Annotated in this window: 12 protein-coding genes and 2 pseudogenes; 7 read left to right on the top strand and 7 right to left on the bottom strand. The window is 69.8% G+C overall.

The window, feature by feature from the left end:
- Nucleotides 1–51 precede the first annotated feature (51 nt).
- Complete coding sequence (locus OHB00_RS02020; RefSeq protein WP_406430571.1) at nt 52–207, top strand: hypothetical protein; 156 nt, start codon at nt 52–54, stop codon at nt 205–207.
- A gap of 153 nt (nt 208–360) precedes the next feature.
- Here OHB00_RS02020 and OHB00_RS02015 read toward each other — a convergent pair whose 3' ends face one another.
- The 6 genes from OHB00_RS02015 to OHB00_RS01990 form a co-directional block, all read right to left on the bottom strand.
- Nucleotides 361–1,425 carry an ABC transporter permease gene (locus OHB00_RS02015; RefSeq protein ID WP_406430569.1) on the bottom strand — a complete coding sequence of 355 codons (1,065 nt, stop codon included), beginning with the start codon at nt 1,423–1,425 and terminating at the stop codon, nt 361–363.
- A gap of 147 nt (nt 1,426–1,572) precedes the next feature.
- Nucleotides 1,573–2,802, bottom strand: a complete 1,230-nt coding sequence (locus tag OHB00_RS02010; RefSeq protein ID WP_406430567.1) for an XdhC family protein — start codon at nt 2,800–2,802, stop codon at nt 1,573–1,575.
- Between the two features lie 118 nt (nt 2,803–2,920).
- Nucleotides 2,921–5,104 (bottom strand): xanthine dehydrogenase family protein molybdopterin-binding subunit, encoded by a 2,184-nt coding sequence (locus OHB00_RS02005; protein WP_406430565.1) that lies wholly within the window; start codon nt 5,102–5,104, stop codon nt 2,921–2,923.
- A gap of 103 nt (nt 5,105–5,207) precedes the next feature.
- A complete protein-coding gene (locus OHB00_RS02000; RefSeq protein ID WP_406430563.1) occupies nt 5,208–6,203 on the bottom strand; it encodes an FAD binding domain-containing protein in 996 nt (331 codons plus the stop codon).
- Nucleotides 6,200–6,628, bottom strand: coding sequence for a 2Fe-2S iron-sulfur cluster-binding protein (locus OHB00_RS01995; RefSeq protein WP_406430561.1), 429 nt, complete (start codon nt 6,626–6,628; stop codon nt 6,200–6,202). The genes OHB00_RS02000 and OHB00_RS01995 overlap by 4 nt, the downstream gene beginning before the upstream one ends.
- A gap of 195 nt (nt 6,629–6,823) precedes the next feature.
- Complete coding sequence (locus OHB00_RS01990) at nt 6,824–7,912, bottom strand: alkene reductase (RefSeq protein ID WP_406430559.1); 1,089 nt, start codon at nt 7,910–7,912, stop codon at nt 6,824–6,826.
- A gap of 227 nt (nt 7,913–8,139) precedes the next feature.
- Between OHB00_RS01990 and OHB00_RS01985 the strand changes: the two genes are divergently transcribed.
- Nucleotides 8,140–8,763, top strand: a complete 624-nt coding sequence (locus OHB00_RS01985) for a TetR family transcriptional regulator (RefSeq protein WP_406430557.1) — start codon at nt 8,140–8,142, stop codon at nt 8,761–8,763.
- 42 nt (nt 8,764–8,805) lie between these two features.
- On the opposite strand, the pseudogene OHB00_RS01980 reads toward OHB00_RS01985, so the two are convergent.
- Nucleotides 8,806–9,039 (bottom strand): annotated as a pseudogene (locus OHB00_RS01980) (MFS transporter); the annotation flags it as partial.
- A gap of 426 nt (nt 9,040–9,465) precedes the next feature.
- Between OHB00_RS01980 and OHB00_RS01975 the strand changes: the two are divergent.
- The 5 genes and pseudogenes from OHB00_RS01975 to OHB00_RS01955 all read left to right on the top strand — a co-directional run.
- Nucleotides 9,466–10,776, top strand: a complete 1,311-nt coding sequence (locus OHB00_RS01975; RefSeq protein WP_406430555.1) for a dolichyl-phosphate beta-glucosyltransferase — start codon at nt 9,466–9,468, stop codon at nt 10,774–10,776.
- Between the two features lie 19 nt (nt 10,777–10,795).
- Nucleotides 10,796–13,090, top strand: a complete 2,295-nt coding sequence (locus tag OHB00_RS01970; RefSeq protein WP_406430553.1) for an ArnT family glycosyltransferase — start codon at nt 10,796–10,798, stop codon at nt 13,088–13,090.
- A gap of 28 nt (nt 13,091–13,118) precedes the next feature.
- Nucleotides 13,119–13,880 carry a response regulator transcription factor gene (locus OHB00_RS01965; RefSeq protein WP_406430551.1) on the top strand — a complete coding sequence of 254 codons (762 nt, stop codon included), beginning with the start codon at nt 13,119–13,121 and terminating at the stop codon, nt 13,878–13,880.
- Nucleotides 13,877–15,523: a sensor histidine kinase gene (locus tag OHB00_RS01960; protein ID WP_406430549.1), complete on the top strand. Its 1,647-nt coding sequence runs from the start codon at nt 13,877–13,879 to the stop codon at nt 15,521–15,523. The genes OHB00_RS01965 and OHB00_RS01960 overlap by 4 nt, the downstream gene beginning before the upstream one ends.
- 585 nt (nt 15,524–16,108) lie before the next feature.
- Nucleotides 16,109–16,615 (top strand): annotated as a pseudogene (locus OHB00_RS01955) (transposase); the annotation flags it as partial.
- Between the last annotated feature and the right edge of the window lie 283 nt (nt 16,616–16,898).

Raw genomic sequence — 16,898 nt, 5'->3', positions numbered from 1 at the left:
CGGCAGATTCAGACGGCGGTCCTGGGCGGCGCGGACTCGGAGGAGCCGCTGATGCTGCCGCTGGAGGCGATCGAGCTGGACGCCTTCCGCCGCCGTCACGAGCACGACACGTTCTCGTGCGGCCTGCTGCTCGGAGGCTGCGGCCTTCAGCTGACCACCAAGCTGTACACCGATCGGGTCTGTTCCCTGTCAAGTGCAGCGTGTTGAACCCCTGTGGGAAGAACTGCCTGGCTCTGTTCACGACCCTGCGACAGCAGTTCGGCCACTGCTCGGCGGCCCCTCCAGGGCCTGGCAGTGGCCGACAGCTGCTGGTGCGCGGTGCGGGTCAGAGCAGGGTATTGACCCCTTTGGTGATGCCTGTCAGGCCTGTCGGGCTGTCGCTGTGGGACGCCGTGCTGGGACGTCCCGCCAGAAGACGAGACCGGCGCAGAGCATGGTCCACCCGGCCAGCATGGTGATGCCCTGCACGAGGCCGTCGTTGTCGAAGTGGGACAGGCCCTGGATGGCGCGTACTCCGACTCCCACCGGAGGGATCTCCGACAACGGGCGTAGCCAGCCGGGCAGGTAGGCGGCCGGCAGGGTGCCTCCGCTTGTGCTGTTGCCCAGGGTGAGCAGGACTATGGAGGCCAACGGCAAGCCGCCCCGGCCGAACAGCCGCATGATCGCCATCGTCGCACTGCCGACTGCGGCGCCCATCAGAGCGACGAGCCCCGTAATCCCGAGGAAGGGACCGGGCAGAGCACCGAAGCCGAGACTTCCCGTCAGCAGGGCCACGATCACGCCCCCGGGCACGCTGAAGGAGGCGAGGCTCGTCATGCGCCAGCGGAATTCCAGGCGGGGAGCCATCTGAAAGGTCATCATGCCGAACAGGAAGCCGGCCAGGACGAGACCGAAGGCAGCGTAGAACACCGACATGCTGCGGGTGTCCCCGTCAGCTGCGGGCACGACATCCTTCTCGACGAGCGTGCGCCCGCTCGTCCTGGCGACCGCCGAGAAAGCATTGCTGACCGTAGAGGTGACCGACGGCCCGTTGGCACCGGCATACAGCAGCTCGGGCGAGCCGTCAGCGGCTGTGACGTATGCGGCGTACACCGTGCGGTCCTGCACTGCGTGACCGACGGCGCTCTTGTCGGCATACCGCTTCACTTCGAAGCCGCCCGGTATGCCGCGCTCCAGCCCGTTGGCTGTCTGCCGGGTCTGCTGTGCGGTGCCGACGACGGCCACCGGCAGGTCGTGCGGCTCGGGTGCATGGAAAGCCGCGAGGTACACGCTGACAAAGATGGAGCCGATGACCAGCACGACGACAACGGGCATCAGCACACCCTTCAGCCCGTCGGCAGGACGCTGCGGCGGAGCGGCGCCCAGGACATGATCACGATGCTTTGAGTGCACCGTTGACGGCAGGGGCGTTGATCTGGTGGACAAGGAGGCCTCCTCGTTCGATGTGGGGCTCAATGAGGCGTACGAGGGGGTCGCCGCCAGTGATGTGCGCTGCCGGTACGTGATCGACACCGCAACCTTCTGAGATCGGCCGTGCGAACGAGAGCCCGGGCGGATGTTCCGACAGGGCCCTCAGACGGACAGCGCACCGGCAGATGCGACCCCTGCCGTCAGGGCGGGTGAGGTGTTCCCGTTGACGTGGAGGTCGGTTCGGTCGCGGTGGATCGGTATGTGCGAGCCGCTCAGCGGGAGACCTGTTCCGCCGTGGCGGGCGGCGACGATCTCAGCGGCGATGGACAAGGCGGTCTCCTCGGGTGTGCGGGCGCCGAGGTCGAGGCCGATGGGCGAGTGCAGGCGGGCCAGTTCGGCGTCGGTGAGGCCGATTTCGCGGAGTCTGCGGTCGCGGTCTTCGTGGGTGCGGCGTGAGCCCATCGCGCCGATGTAGGCGGCCGGCAGCCGCAGGGCCGTCTCCAGGAGGGGTACGTCGAACTTGGCGTCATGGGTGAGGACGCACACCACCGTGCGGTCGTCGATCTGGGTACGGTGCAGGTAGCGGTGTGGCCAATCGACCACGATGTCGTCGGCCTCGGGAAAGCGCGTCCGCGTGGCGAAGACGGGTCGGGCGTCGCACACGGTGACGTGGTAGCCGAGGAACTTGCCCATACGCACCAGTGCCGCGGCGAAGTCGATGGCGCCGAAGACGAGCATGCGGGGCGGCGGCACGCTCGACTCGACGAACAGGGTCAGGTCCGGCTCGCAGTGGGATCCTCCCCCAGACTCCGTCCGGGGGGACCCCCATCTCGCTCCGCTCGCCGCGATGTCGAAGGTGCCGGTGCGGCCCGCGTGCAGCAGGGAGCGGGTTTCGTCGACGACGGTGTGGTCCAGGCTGGGACGTCCGCCGAGGTCACCTTCGTAGGATCCGTCGTGGCGGACCGCCAGCGCCCGTCCGAGGAGCTCTGCCGGGCCTCGGACCACGCGGGCGAGCGCCGCCGCCTCGCCCCGCGCGGCGGCCGACAGCGCCGTCTGGAATGTCTTCCTGCCGGGCGCGTCGGCGGGTATGGGTGTGACCAGGATGTCGAGGACACCGCCGCAGGTCAGTCCGACGGCGAAGGCGTCCTCGTCGCTGTAGCCGAACCGCTCGCGCACCGCCTCGCCGTCGGCGAGCGCCTGGGTGCACAGGTCGTAGACCGCGCCTTCCACGCAGCCGCCGGAGACCGATCCGATGGCGGTGCCGTCGGCGTCGACGGCGAGCGCGGCGCCCGGCCCTCGCGGTGCGCTGCCGCTGACGGCCACGACCGTGGCGACGGCGAAGTCGCGTCCTTCCTCGAGCCACCGGTTCAGCTCGTCCGCGATGTCCAGCATGGTGTTTCTTTCTTGTGGTGGTCGGATGGCGCGGATCTGCCAGGAGGCGGCTCAGTCCCTCGCGCCGCAGGCGCCCGAACGGGCACGGCGCGACGAGGGCTTTTCGACCGCCATCGCTTCAGAGCAGTTTGTCCAGCGTGATCGGCAGGTCCCGCACCCGCTTGCCGGTCGCGTGGTACACGGCGTTCGCCACGGCCGCACCGACACCCGTGACACCCACCTCGCCCGCGCCAAGGATGCCGAGGGGCGTGTTCGGATCCGGTTCGCCGAGGAAGGACACGTCGATCGGCGGGATGTCGGCGTGCACGGGGACGTGGTACTCGGCCAGGCTGGGGTTCATGATCCGTCCGGTGCGCGGGTCGACGAGGGTCTCCTCGGCCATCGCCAGGCCCAGGCCCATCACGATGCCGCCGCGCACCTGGCTGGCCGCCGTCTTCGCGTTGATCACCCTGCCGATGTCGAACACCCCGACCCACCGCGACACCCGCGTCTCGCCGGTCTCCGCATCGACCTTCACCTCGCAGAACTGCACACCGGAGGCAGCCTTGATCAACCGCTGGGCCCCGAGCAGGAAGCCCGGGAGGAACCGTGCCCGCCCGGCGATGCGGCCGAGCCGCGTCTCGGATCCGATTTTGGCTTCGACGTGCGGCACGTTCGCGCGCCGGAGTATCTCCTCGTGGCTGTCGCCGCCGGTCTTGCGGGCCATTGACTTCAGCGTCTGCTTCAGCTCCTCGCACGCCTGCATCACACTGGCGGCGGTGCTCGCTGTCTGGACGGAGGAAGCGGCGGCCGGCCCCATCGGCAGATCGGAATCGCCGTACTCCACGCGGACGGCGTCGAACGGCACGCCCAGCGCGTCGGCCGTGATCTGGGCCTGGGCCGTGGCCGCGCCCATGCCCATCTCCTGGAAGGCGCAGCGCACCAGGACGCTGCCGTCGGCCGACAGACGGACCATGACGTTGACCGGCATCGTCAACGTAGGGTGGAACGCCGTGGCCACGCCTGTCCCGACCAGCCACCGCCCCTCGCGCGTCGAACGCGGTTCGGGGTTGCGCTCATGCCAGCCGAACCGCTCTGAACCCATCGCGTACAGCTCGGGCAGCTTGCGGTGGGAGAACTTCTTCTTGCCGTCGATCGGGTCGACCGCGGTGTCATTGCGCAGGCGCAGCTCGATCGGGTCCATGCCCAGCTCATAGGCCAGTTCGTCGATCGCGGACTCCAACGCGAAGGTGCCGATCGCCTCGCCCGGCGCCCGCGTGAAGGTGCTGGGCAGCAGGTCGAGCTGGACACGGTCATGCCGCGCGAGGATGTTCTCGGCCGCGTACAGATGCTGGGACACAGAGGTGACCTGCTCGAAAGTACCGCCGATCGCGCTGGCGCGGGTGACGCTGGTATGCAGCAGCGAGGTCAGCCTGCCGTCACGGTCCGCTCCCAGCGCGACCCGCTGGATGGACGGGGTGCGTCCGCCCACCGTGCGGTAGACCGCCTCCCGCGACAGCACCAGCCGCACGGGCCTCTTGGTCGCCCGGGCCGCCAGCGCCGCGAGGATGGTGCCGGGCCAGATCGAGAACTTGCCGCCGAAGGCGCCGCCGACGAAGGGCGCCAGCACCCGTACGTTCGTCCTGGGCACGGAGAACCGCAGCGCGAGGTGGGTGCGGAACCAGTCGATCGACTGCGTCGCGTCGTGAACGGTCAGCCGGTCGCCGTCCCAGACTGCGGTGGTGGCATGCAGCTCCAGCGCGTTGTGGCTGTGCGGCGGGGTGGTGTACCGCAGGTCCAGCGACACCTGCGAGGTAGCCAGCGCCGCCTCCGCGTCGCCCCTAGTTGCTCCCCGGGGGAAGAACGAGTCGTTCGGTTGCGGCTGTGCGTCTTGTTCGGACCCCGTGAAGTCGACCGAGGACTGGGTGACGGTGTACTCGGCGCGCACCAGCGCGGCTGCCTCCCGGGCAGCAGCTGAGGTCTCCGCGACGACCACCGCGATCGGCTGCCCCTCCCAGTACACCTCGTCGCTCTGCAAGTAGTTCACCGAGGTCCCGGAGAACAAACCGGCGAAGTTGAATGTTCCGGGCAATTGCGCCGGTTTCATGTGGGGCGCGTTGAGGTGGGTGAGGACGGCGATCACGCCCGGCACCGCGCTCGCCTCGTCGGTGTGCAGGGCGGTGACCCGGCCGCGGCTGATGGTGGCGTGCACGAGTACGGCGTGCGTGAGGTCGGGATAGAAGTGCTCGGCGGCGAACTTCGCGGCGCCGGTCGTCTTGACCCCGCCGTCGACGCGGTCGAGCGGTTGTCCGATCGTGGTCATGCCGCCCTGCCTTCTTCCGTACGGCCCGGTAGCTCCTGACGCGGGAGTCTCGCGAGCCGGGCGGGGATGGTGTTCTTCACAAGGACTGCCCTTGAGCTCGGCATCAGGCGGCGCTCCCGTCGGTCAGCAGCTGCCGCAGGGTCGCCACGATCGTGCGCTGCGCGAGCTCGATCTTGAAAGTGTTCTGCGGTCCGCCCACTGCGGCGGCGAGTTCGGCTTCCGCCGCCCGCCGGAAGGCCTCCTCGGTCGCCGGCCGGCCAAGCAGCGCGCGTTCGGCTTCGGTGGCGCGCCAGGGTTTGGTGCCGACGCCGCCGAGTGCTAGCCGCACCTCGGTGACCACGCCGTCCTCGACGGCCAGCGTGGCGGCGACGGAGACCAGGGCGAAAGCGTAGGAGGCACGGTCGCGGACCTTGCGGTAGCGGGAGCGCGCCGCCACCGGCACCGGCGGCAGCTCGATCGCTGTGATCAGCTCGTCGGCGGCCAGCACCGTCTCGATGTGGGGGGTGTCGCCGGGCAGCGTGTGGAAGTCGGCGACCGGGATACGGCGCACTCCGCGCACGCTCTCGACCTCGACGACCGCGTCGAGCATCACCAGCGCCACCGCCATGTCCGAGGGGTGCGTCGCGATGCAGTGCTGGCTCGCCCCCAGCACCGCGCTGCCGCGGGAGAACCCGGCGATCGCGTCGCAGCCGCTGCCGGGTGTGCGTTTGTTGCACGCCGAGGTCTCGTCGTAGAAGTACATGCAGCGGGTGCGCTGCAGCAGGTTGCCTCCCACGGTCGCCATGTTCCGCAGCTGGGCGGACGCTCCCAGCAGGATGGCCTGCGCGAGTACCGGATAGCGGGTCCTGACGAGGGGGTCCGCGGCGAGCCGGCTGTTGGTCACCAGCGCGCCGACGCGGAGGGTGCCGTCCGGCAGTTCCTCGATCCCGGTCAGCGGCAGGCGGGTGATGTCCACGAGTATCGCCGGGTGTTCGATGCCCTCCCGCATGAGGTCGACGAGGTTCGTGCCGCCCGCGAGGAACTTCACGTGCTCGTGGTCCGCGATCGTGCGCAGCGCCGTGGCCGTGTCCGGTGCGCTGAGGTAGGAGAACGACTTCACTTCGCGACCTCCTTGATCGCCGAGACGATGCCGTTGTAGGCGCCGCAGCGGCACAGGTTGCCGCTCATCCGCTCCCGGATCTCCGTCTCGTCCAACTCCCCGCCGGTGTCGGCGAGGTGCTCGGTCGCCGCGCTGGGCGCGCCTTCCTTGTGCTCGGCGAGCATGCCGATCGCCGAGCAGATCTGGCCCGGCGTGCAGTAGCCGCACTGGAACCCGTCCGTGCGGACGAACGCCTCCTGCAGCGGGTGGTCGACCCCTTCGATGGTCGTGATCTCACGGCCCTGGTACTGCACCGCCAGAGCGAGGCAGGCGTTGATCCGCCGACCGTCGACCAGCACCGTGCAGGCACCGCAGGCACCCTGGTCGCAGCCCTTCTTGGTACCGGTCAGGCCCAGGTACTCGCGCAGCGCGTCGAGCAGGCTCACCTGTGGCGAGACGTCCAGCCGCTGGCGGATCCGTTGATCCGCAGCTCGATCTCCACCGTGTCACTCCTCCGGTTCACCCGAGGGCTCGTTCTCTTGAGGGGGGCGCCATCAGGCACCGGGCTGGATCAGAAGGACTGCGGCCTGGAACACCGCGTTCTGCCTCGCCATGCTCGCGGGTGATGATTTCCTTTCAGGTCACGCGCTGTCGGCGGGCAGCGCCGGGTAGTCGGTGTAGCCGCTGTGGTCGCCGCCGTAGAAGGTGGCCGCATCGGGGGTGTTGTAGGGGCCGCCGGCTGCGAGGCGGGCGGGCAGGTCCGGGTTGGCCAGGAACAGCGCGCCGAAGGCGATGATGTCCGCGGTGCCGTCCTCGATGAGGGCGAGGGCGCCGGGGCCGGTGGGCTCGGGGTGGGTGAAGGGGTTGAGGATGAACGCCGTCGGCCAGTCCTTGCGCAGCCGGGCAGTCAGGTCGCGGTCCGGGCTCTCGACCAGGTGCAGGTAGGCGAGGTCCAGCCGGGCGAGACCGGCGATCAGGGTGGTGTAGGTCTCCAGCACGTTGGCCGGGTCGGTCTCGGCGATGTCGTTGTAGGGGTTGCCCGGAGAGATACGGAAGCCGGTGCGGTGGCCGCCGATCGCCTCCGCGACGGCCGTGGCGACCTCGATACCGAAGCGGACCCGGTCCGCGGCGCCGCCTCCCCAGCTGTCGGTGCGCAGATTGGTGTTGGGGGCGAGGAACTGGTGGATCAGGTAGCCGTTCGCCCCATGGATCTCCACGCCGTCGAAACCGGCGGCGATCGCGTTGCGCGCGGCGTCGGCGAAGGCGGCGATCGTCTGGGCGATGTCGTCGGGGGCCAGTTCCCTGGGCGTGACGTATTCCTGGGGGCCCTGGTAGGTGAAGACCTGGCCCGTCGCCGCGACGGCGGAGGGGGCGACGGGGATGAGTCCGTCGGGCAGCAGGCTGGGGTGGCTGATCCGGCCGGTGTGCATCAGCTGCGCGAAGATCGTGCCGCCCTGGGCGTGGACGGCGTCGGTCACCTTCCGCCAGGCGCCAACCTGCTGGGCGGAGTGCAGGCCGGGGGTGTTGGTGTAGCCCTGGCCGACGACCGACGGCTGGATGCCCTCGGTGACGATCAGGCCGGCGCTCGCGCGCTGGGCGTAGTAGGTGGCCATCAGCTCCGTCGCCGTGGCTGCGGGAGCGTCGGCGCGGCTGCGGGTCATCGGCGCCATCGCGATGCGGTTGGCCAGCGCCTTGCCGCCAAGGTCGATCGGGTCGAACGCGGTAGTCATAGCAGCTTCCTTCAAGGAATGGGTCGGGTGAGAGAAGCAGGCGGCGTGCCTGGTGGTGTGCCGGTTCGCAGCACTCCGTCCGCCATGAGGCCTCTGGCGGGAGACTCTACACCCGAGTGAGACCAAGTCTCAATACGATTCTCTGTCCGGTCACAGCGAGGCGGTTGAGATGCTGCTCTCAATCGAGACTGAGTCTCAAGTCGAGTCTTTGCTGTAGTATCCCTTGTATGACCGACTCCGCCAGCACTGCCAACCACACCCCGCCGAAGCCGCCCGGTCTGCGTGAACGCATGCGGGCAACAGTCCGGGCGGAAGTCACCGAAGTGGCGCTCCGGCTCTTCACCTCCCAGGGCTTCGACCGGACGACCGCCGACCAGATCGCCGCCGAAGTGGGTCTGTCGCGCGCCAGCCTGTTCCGGTACTTCGGGACCAAGGAAGACATCGTGCTGGGCGGTCTGGAGGGCGATGGCCAGCAAGTCGCGGAAGCCCTCGCCGCCCGCCCCGACGAGGAGCGGCCCTGGGTGGCGCTGCGCCGGGCCTTCGACGTCCTGGTGCGGGTGAACGAGGAAGCACCCGAGCAGACACTGAGCTTTCTGCGCCTGCTGCAGCAGACGCCGTCACTGCGCGCCCGGCACTTCGAGAAGAAGTTGCAGTGGCAGGAACAGATGGTGCCGGAGATCGCCAGGCGACTGGAAGCCAGTCCTGGCCGGCCGGAGGATCCCAGGTCGACCGCGCTGGTCGCAGCCGCCCTCGCCTGCCTGGACGCGGCCGCGAGCGGGTGGGTGGCCTGCGATGGCACGGTTTCCCTCGCTGTCCTGCTCGATCGGGCGATGGGAGCGCTGATGGAGTAACCGCCCGCCCAAGGCCGGCGATCGGCGCTCGCCGAACGCGACGCCCCGGTCATGGCCGTGGTAGGTGAAGTTGAGCAGGGCGGCGGTGCACGCCAACATGGCTGCGCCGCCGAGGTCTTGGAGGATCCGGGCGGCGATCAGGGTCTGCTCGTTCGGGGCGAGCGCGCACAGCAGCGAAGAGACCGCGAAGACGCCGATGCCCACCAGGTAGGTGCGGCGCCGAGCGAATCGGTCGGCGAGAGAACCGGCCCCGAGCACCAGAGCGGCCAGGGACAGGGCGTACCCGTCGAGAACCCTGTGGGGCTCGAGTAATCATCGCTGCTGGTCAAGCGGCCCGGCCGTTGGTCGAAGCCCTGGCCGAGCAGGCGGACCGGGTCGTCATCCGCTGCCGCCCCTACGCCGCGGTCGCCAGCCCGCCGCGCCACCTGAAGCGACGATCAGCAGAAAGAGATCAGCCATTGGTTGTCGGGCGCCGTGCCGTGGGCTGCGGCGGATCCTGAGTGACGGTGCGGGGAGCGGGAACGGCCGACCGGGAACGGCTACTCCCTGCGCCGGAACGGGGGCGGGGGCTGTGAATACCTGACTCTCTGTCAGTTCTCGCTTTCCTCTCCCGGGTCTCCCAGGCGCGTGGGTGAGAGTCGTGACCTGTACGCGATCAAGGCAATGGAGCCGCCCCCGTGTCCCTTCTCGTTTGAGGAAGCCATGTCGCCCACCCCCCACAGCACGGCCCTCACCCGCGCCTCCGGCCGGAGCGTCACCTTCCAGCCCCCGAGCGGTCCCGCGCGCGTCGGCTCCGGCACCACGACCGTGGAGTTCGTCGTCCCCGTCTACAACGAGGAACGCGCCCTGCCCGGCTGCCTGCACACCCTGCACGCCCGGCTGACCGACGAGTTCCCGTTTGCCTGGCGCATCACTGTCGCCGACAACGCCAGTACGGACGCCACGCTCGGCGTCGCCCACCGCCTCGCGGAAGAACTGCCCGGCGTCGACGTCGTGCACCTGGAGCGCAAGGGACGGGGCCTCGCCCTGCGGGCCGTGTGGGGGTCCAGCGACGCGGACGTCGTGGCCTACATGGACGTCGACCTGTCCACCGGTCTCGACGGGCTGCTTCCGCTCGTCGCCCCACTCGCAACGGGGCACTCCGACCTCGCGATCGGCAGCCGGCTGGCCCCGGGTGCGCGTACCGTGCGCGGGCCGCGCCGTGAGTTCATCTCCCGTTGCTACAACGGGATCATCCGGCTCACCCACGGCGTGCGTTTCACCGACGCCCAGTGCGGATTCAAGGCCGCCCGTACTGAGGTGCTTCGGCCCCTGCTGGCAGTGACCCAGGACGACGCGTGGTTCTTCGACACCGAACTGCTGCTGCTCGCCGAGCACAACGGGCTGCGCGTCCACGAGGTACCGGTCGACTGGGTGGAGGACGTCGACACCCGGGTCGACGTGGTGGGCACGGCCACCGACGACCTCAAGGGGCTGTGGCGGATGGCGCGCCTGAAGGCGTCCGGCGCCGCCCGCGTCGAACTGCCCCGCCGCCCCGCACCGGCCGCCGAGCACCCGGACGCCGTCCTGGCGCCGCCCACCAGGCGCGGCGTGCTGTCGTGGGAGGTGGGCTGCTTCATCGCGATCGGTATCGCCTCCACGGTCGGGCAGGCGCTGCTGTACTGGCTGTTGCGCGGCTGGTGGCAGCCGGCGGCCGCCAACCTGGTGTCGCTGCTGTTACTGACGGTCCTGAACACCGAGGCGAACCGCCGCCTCACCTTCCGGCATGCGCAGACCGAGCCGGCACGTGCGCACCTGGGGGCGGGCGGACTATTCGTGCTCGGCTACCTGGTCACCTCCGGGGCTGTGCTGTGGTTCAAGCACGCCGATCCCGGGGCCTCGGCGGCCGCCGAGACCGCCGTTCTGGCCGCCGCGTCCGTCGCAGTCACTGCCGTCCGCTTCGCCGTGCTGAGGCTGGCCGTCTTCCGCAGCACGGCCGCCTCCGGACGCAAGCACCGCCACCACCACTCCTGACGAGAGCTGATCTTCTTCCATGAACGAGTCCTACCGGACCCTGTCCGTCGCGCCGGCCCCCGATGGACCCCCGGATGCCCCCACCCGCTCCTTGCCCCCCTGGGCCGCCCCGGCCGCGCTCGGCGCGATCCTGCTGCTGGCGACCGCGCTGTACGGCTGGGCGCTCGGTTCACTGGGCTGGGGCAACGGCTACTACGCAGCGGCCGTGAAGTCGATGGGCAAGAGCTGGACCAACTTCATCTTCGGCTCCTATGACCCGGCCGGAGTCGTCACCGTCGACAAGCCGCCCGCCGCGCTGTGGCCCCAGGTCATCAGCAGCAAGATCTTCGGGCTGCACGGGTGGGCGCTGATCCTCCCGCAGGTGATCGAGGGCGTGGCCGGCGTGTTCGTGCTGCACCGCACCGTGCGCCCCTGGGCGGGGGAGCAGGCCGCACTGCTCGCGGCCCTGGTGCTCACCCTCACCCCCATCACCGTGGCCATCAACCGGGACAACAACCCCGACACGCTGCTCGTCCTGCTGCTGGTGTCGGCTGCGTACGCGCTCACCCGTGCCCTGCAGACCGAGGGCCGGGCGGCGACCTGGTGGCTGTGCGCGAGCGGCTTCCTGATCGGGTGTGGGTTCCTCACCAAGATGCTCGCCGCCTGGATGGTGGTCCCCTCGTTCGCTCTCGCCTGGCTCGTGGCGGGAAGCGGTGCCTGGGCCGCACGGGTGGGGCGGCTGCTGGGTGCGGGAGCCGTCCTTGTGGCGTCCTCCCTGTGGTGGGTTGCGATGGTGGCGCTGTGGCCGGGGGACCGGCCCTACATCGGCGGCAGCGAGGACGGGTCGGCCTGGGATCTGGTGGTCGGTTACAACGGGCTCGGCCGGGTCTTCGGCTCCAGTGACGGCTCGTCGCAAACCGGCAGCGGCGGGTTGGGGCAGTTCGGTGGCACAGCGGGTCTCGGCCGCATGTTCAACACCCAGGTCGGCGGGCAGATCAGCTGGCTGCTGCCGGCCTGTGCCGTGGCCCTGGCGCTCGCGGTGGCGTGCACGGTCTTGCATCGCCGTGGGCGGCTGGAGCCGTTCGGGGTGCTGCCCGCCTCGGGGTGGCTGCTGTGGGGGAGCTGGCTGATCGTGTGCGTGGCCGTGTTCTCCACGCAGAAGGGCATCTTCCATCCGTACTACACCACCCAGTTGGCCCCGGCGATCGCCGCCCTGTGCGGGGGGATGCTGGCCGCCCTGATCCGTCTCCACCGAGCCGACGTGGCGTGGGCTCCTTGGGCCGGCGCGGCGGCCGTGGCGGTGACGGTCGGCTGGGCGACGGTTCTCATCCGCCGTACGCCGGACTGGCACGGATGGCTGATCTGGCCCGTGCTGCTGATCGGCTGCGCAGCTATCGCGCTCCTGCTGGCCCGGCGCGGTGGAATGCTGCTCCAGGCCGGGGTGGCTGCCGCGGTGGTGTCGATGCTGGCGGCGCCGGGAGCGTGGGCGGCCAGCACGCCGGCCTCGGCCCCGTCGGGCGTCATGGCGGGCGGCAACCCGACGGCGGGCCCCAAGGGCTCTCAGTCGGCCTTCGGAATGTCCGGCATGCCAGGCCGGGGCTCCGGTGGGGATCAGGGATCGTCGGGAATGCCTTCCGGGATGCCGTCGGGTATGGAGGGCTTCCCCGGCGCGGGCTCCGCCTCGGGGCAGCAGGGCGAGCAGCCGACGGGTGGGATGCCTTCCGGGATGCCTTCCGGGATGCCGTCGGGGATGCCTGGTGGTGGTCAGGACGGTATGCCAAGTGGTTTCCCCAGCGGCATGCCTGGTGCATCCGGTGGCTCCGGCTCGGCCTCCGGCGGCCAGGAGATGCCCTCCCTCCCCAGCGGATCCGGCGGGATGTCCGGCGGATTCGGCGGTTCCAGCGGCTCGAAGCTCACCTCCGACCAGCGCAAGATGCTCGACTACGCCGTGAAGCACTCACCCAAGGCGCGGATCAAGCTCGCTGTGTCAGGCGGCGCAACCGCCTCCAACGCGTTCATCCTGGACAGTGACGAGACGGTGATCGGCATGGGTGGCTTTATGGGCTCCGACGACGCGCCCTCGGTTGCCCAGCTGAAGAAGTGGACCGGGGACGGTGAGCTGCGGTACATCCTTGGATCGGACAACTCCAGCGGTGAAGCGATGACGATACCGGGCATGTCGCAGGGGAAGGCCACTGACCGCTCGGATTGGATCTCCAAGAACTGCACCAAGGTTGCCGCGTCGGCGTACGGAGGCAGTAAGACGTCTCAGCAGACCTCGGGCATTGCGGCGCTCTTCAGCGCCTCCGTGCTCTACGACTGCGCCGCTCGGTGAACGGCAACAGGACGGACCGCACAGCACGATGACAGAGCAGCCCGCGGACAGGGCGCGGTACAGGCTCCTCGTGGTCGAGGACGAACCCAGCATTCGCACGCTGTTGGAGTCCACCCTCCGGCTCACCGGATACGAGGTGAGCGGAGCGGAGGACGGGCAGTCCGCCTTGGTCGAGATCGAGCGGCGGGAGCCGCACCTGGTGCTGCTCGACGTGATGCTGCCCGACCTGGACGGCTTCGAGGTCACGCAGCGGCTGCGGGCGGCCGGGAACGGCGTACCCGTGCTGTTCCTGACCGCCCGCACCGACGTCGACGACCGCATCAGGGGTCTGAGCTCCGGCGGCGACGACTATGTGACGAAGCCGTTCCACATCGAGGAGGTGCTCCTGCGCATTGAGGCGATCCTGCGCCGAACAGCCACCCAGGCAATGGAACCCCTTCTGCTGGAGACCGTGCTGCGCTACGCCGACCTCGAACTCGACGAGGGGGCGCACGAGGCGCACCGCGCCGGGCACTTCGTTCCGTTGTCGCCGACCGAGTTCAAGTTGCTGGCCTATCTGATGGCCAACCCGGGCCGGGTGCTGAGCAAGGCCCAGATCCTCGATCACGTGTGGAGCTATGACTTCTCCGGGGACGCCCGCATCGTCGAGACATACGTCAGATACCTGCGCAAGAAGATCGACTGCTTCGATCCGCCGCTCGTCCACACCGTGCGCGGCGTCGGCTACTGCCTGCGGCTGCCGCGCGAGGCGGGCGGGATGGGTGGGGTGGGCGGGGCGGCGAGCCAGTGAAACGGCTCCTTCCCCGCCCGCCCGGATCCCTGCGTCGACGCCTGGTCCTGGGTGCCACCGTGCTGGCGACGGTCGCCGTCGTCGTCTCCCAGGTGTTCGGCTTCGCGGTGCTGCGCTCGTGGCTGGTGGACCGCGTCGACCAGCAGCTCGTCGACTTTCATCCCCCCACCCCTGCCTACTTCGGCGCGCGCCAAGGGGCCGTTCCCGGCGACCGGCCTGGTGTCCTGCCCTCGGACTTCCGCGTCTATTTCTACGATGCCTCCGGCCGCCGGATCGACGCGTCGCTCGGTGCCGTTGACACGCCAGGGCCTCGGATCGCGGATTCGGTGGCGCGGCTCGGTCTCCGGGACGGCCACCCGGAGACGGTGGACTCTGTCAGCGGCGACAGCCGGTGGAGGGTGTTGCTGAGTTCCGGCCCGGACAACATGCACGCGGTCGTGGCCCTTCCGCTGGACACGGTCGACGGCGCCACCTCCAAGCTCCTGTGGCTCGACGCCGTGCTGCTGGCCGCCACCGTCGCCGCACTGCTCGCACTGGGCCGCTGGGTCGTACGGCTCGGCCTGCTGCCGTTGACGCGCATGGAACACACTGCCGAACGCATCAGCGCGGGGCAGCTCGATCTGCGGCTGCCCGACACCGATCCGCGCACCGAGATCGGGCGGCTCAGCCGAGTCCTGAACTCCATGCTGGAGAGGCTGCGGCAGGCGCTCGCGGAGCGGGAGGCATCCGAGGCGCGCATGCGGCGCTTCGTCGCCGACGCAGGCCACGAACTGCGCACCCCGCTCACCGCCATCCAGGGCTACGCGCAGCTCGCACTTCGCCGAGCCCGCCTGTCGGCCGATGAGGAGAGCGAGGCCCATCAGCTCATCGCACAGAACGCTGAACGCATGGGCCTCCTCGTCGACGACCTTCAGCTCCTCGCCCAGCTGGACAGAGAACCGTCGTACGCGAGCGCCCCAGTGGACCTGCTCTCGCTGGCGGCGGACGCCGTGCGGACCGCCGCGCTGCATGGGACGAGCCATCCGGTCGACCTCGGGCCGCTGCCGACCCCGGCGGGCACCGGCGAACTGGAGGTGGTCGAAGCCACCGGCGATCCCCACCGCCTGAGACAGATCGTCGAGAACCTGCTCTCCAACGCCCGCCTGCACACCCCGCCCGGCACCCCGATCCATGTCCGGGTGGGTGAGACACGAGTGAGCGTGGGCACCTGCGGAGCGAACCGTGCGGGACGCACCAGCGCGTCACCCCCCTTGCCGCACGGCACGCCCGTCAGCGTCCTGGAAGTAGCGGACGAAGGGCCCGGACTCGCCGCCCGGAACGCCGAGCACGTCTTCGAGCGCTTCTACCGTGCCGACCCCTCCCGCTCCCGGGCCTACGGTGGCAGCGGCCTGGGCCTGGCCATCGCGGCCGCCATCGCCGAGGGCCACGGTGGCCGCCTGGAACTGGACACCGCGCCGGGCCAGGGGTGCGTCTTCCGTCTCGTTCTGCCCGCGCAGACTCCGAATGGGCGAACCGGTGGCACGTCCGCTGACGACCGCGGGCCGGGGCGAACGCTGAGCGGTTGTCCGCCCCGCCCACAAGCCCGTACATCAGGAGATCGACGATCCGCTCCATGTACTCCTCGTCGCCCGGCCGACGGGTGAGCAGCACCTGCCGACTACGACGTTCACAGCAAAGTCACTGCGTCAACGGCGGTGAGAAGTAGGAGTTCGCAACAGCGGTTTGCCGACCGAGGACGTCGACACGGTCCGGTCGGCACCCGCCGAGATGTGGCCCGACCGGCCGGGCGGATGGGTGTACGAGTGATCGCGACTGGCCGTCGGATACGCCGAGTACGGTCGGCACCGACTCGCGGCGCTCGCCTACGGGTGGGCGAAGTTCCCACCCTGGCATACGACGCGAAACTCACGGCGCTGGAGCGGTCCTCCCTTGCCGCTCCCGGCTTCAAGGTCGCGTTCGAGCGCCGCATGGTCGACGTGCCCTACGGGAGGGGGTCACCGCCCTGCCCGTGCACCTTCTCGCTGGGTGTTTGGTCCGGTCTTGGTCGAGTTGGTGTCGTTTCTCGAGTCCAGCAGCGCCGGGACCGCTGTGCCTGATGGGGCAGTCGATGCGTTCGTGACGCCTGGGAATTGGTTCGTTCCGGCTGCTCCTGTCTGCTCCGAACACGGCCCCCAAGCGCTGCCTTTTGACCGCTAGCGGGGCCGACCGCAGTCGGCTACTTCGCAAACATGACATCGCACGGCCCCCGTCCCAGCGACCTGTCGGACGCGCGCTGGGAACTGATCGAGCCCGTCCTGGCTGCCTGGCGGCACCAGCGCCGCGTCCCGGCGCTGGACATCGGCCGACCGCCCGAACGCGACCTGCGCCCAGATCATGAACGCCATCCTGTAAGTGGACCGCACGGGCATCCCCTGGCGCCGCCTCCCGCACGACTTCGCACCGTGGGCCACGGTGTACGGGTACTTCGCCAAGTGGCAGCAGGACGGCGTGTTCGAGGAGCTCGCCGGCCTTTGCGGTGACTGGTCCGCGAAGCCGAGGGCTGAGGCGCGGAGCCGTCGGCCTGCGTGCCGGACTCCCAGACCATCAAGACCTCCGCCCACGTGCACCTCGCCGATCAGGTCACCGACGCCGGGAAACGGATCATCGGCCGCAAGCGACACCTCGGCTGGGACACCCTCGGCCTGCTGCTGACCGTGCTGGTCACCGCCACCAGCGTCTCGGGACAGAAGGCCGGCTCGCGCTACTCGATCACCGCAACGAACGTCCGGCACATGGGACACAGCGCCGACACCCACCAGGTGCAGTTCCTCGATGCCCTCCACCGCGATCACGCCGAAGCCGAAGACTCCTTGCGTACCAACAAGGCGATGGGACTGGCGGATCCGTCATCCCAGTCCCGGGAAACGAACGCGAGCCGAATGCTCACCGCGAACCTCTTCGGCGATCTCGACGCCTGGCTGCGGCTGCTGCCCCTCCACGACCAAGCCTGCCGCCCGCCCCGCCACCACGCACGCCGCC

The sequence above is a fragment of the Streptomyces sp. NBC_00631 genome, from assembly GCF_045206895.1.
Lineage (GTDB): Bacteria > Actinomycetota > Actinomycetes > Streptomycetales > Streptomycetaceae > Streptomyces.
Note: the sequence above shows the minus strand (reverse complement) of the source record. Positions and strands in the feature narration are given on the sequence as shown.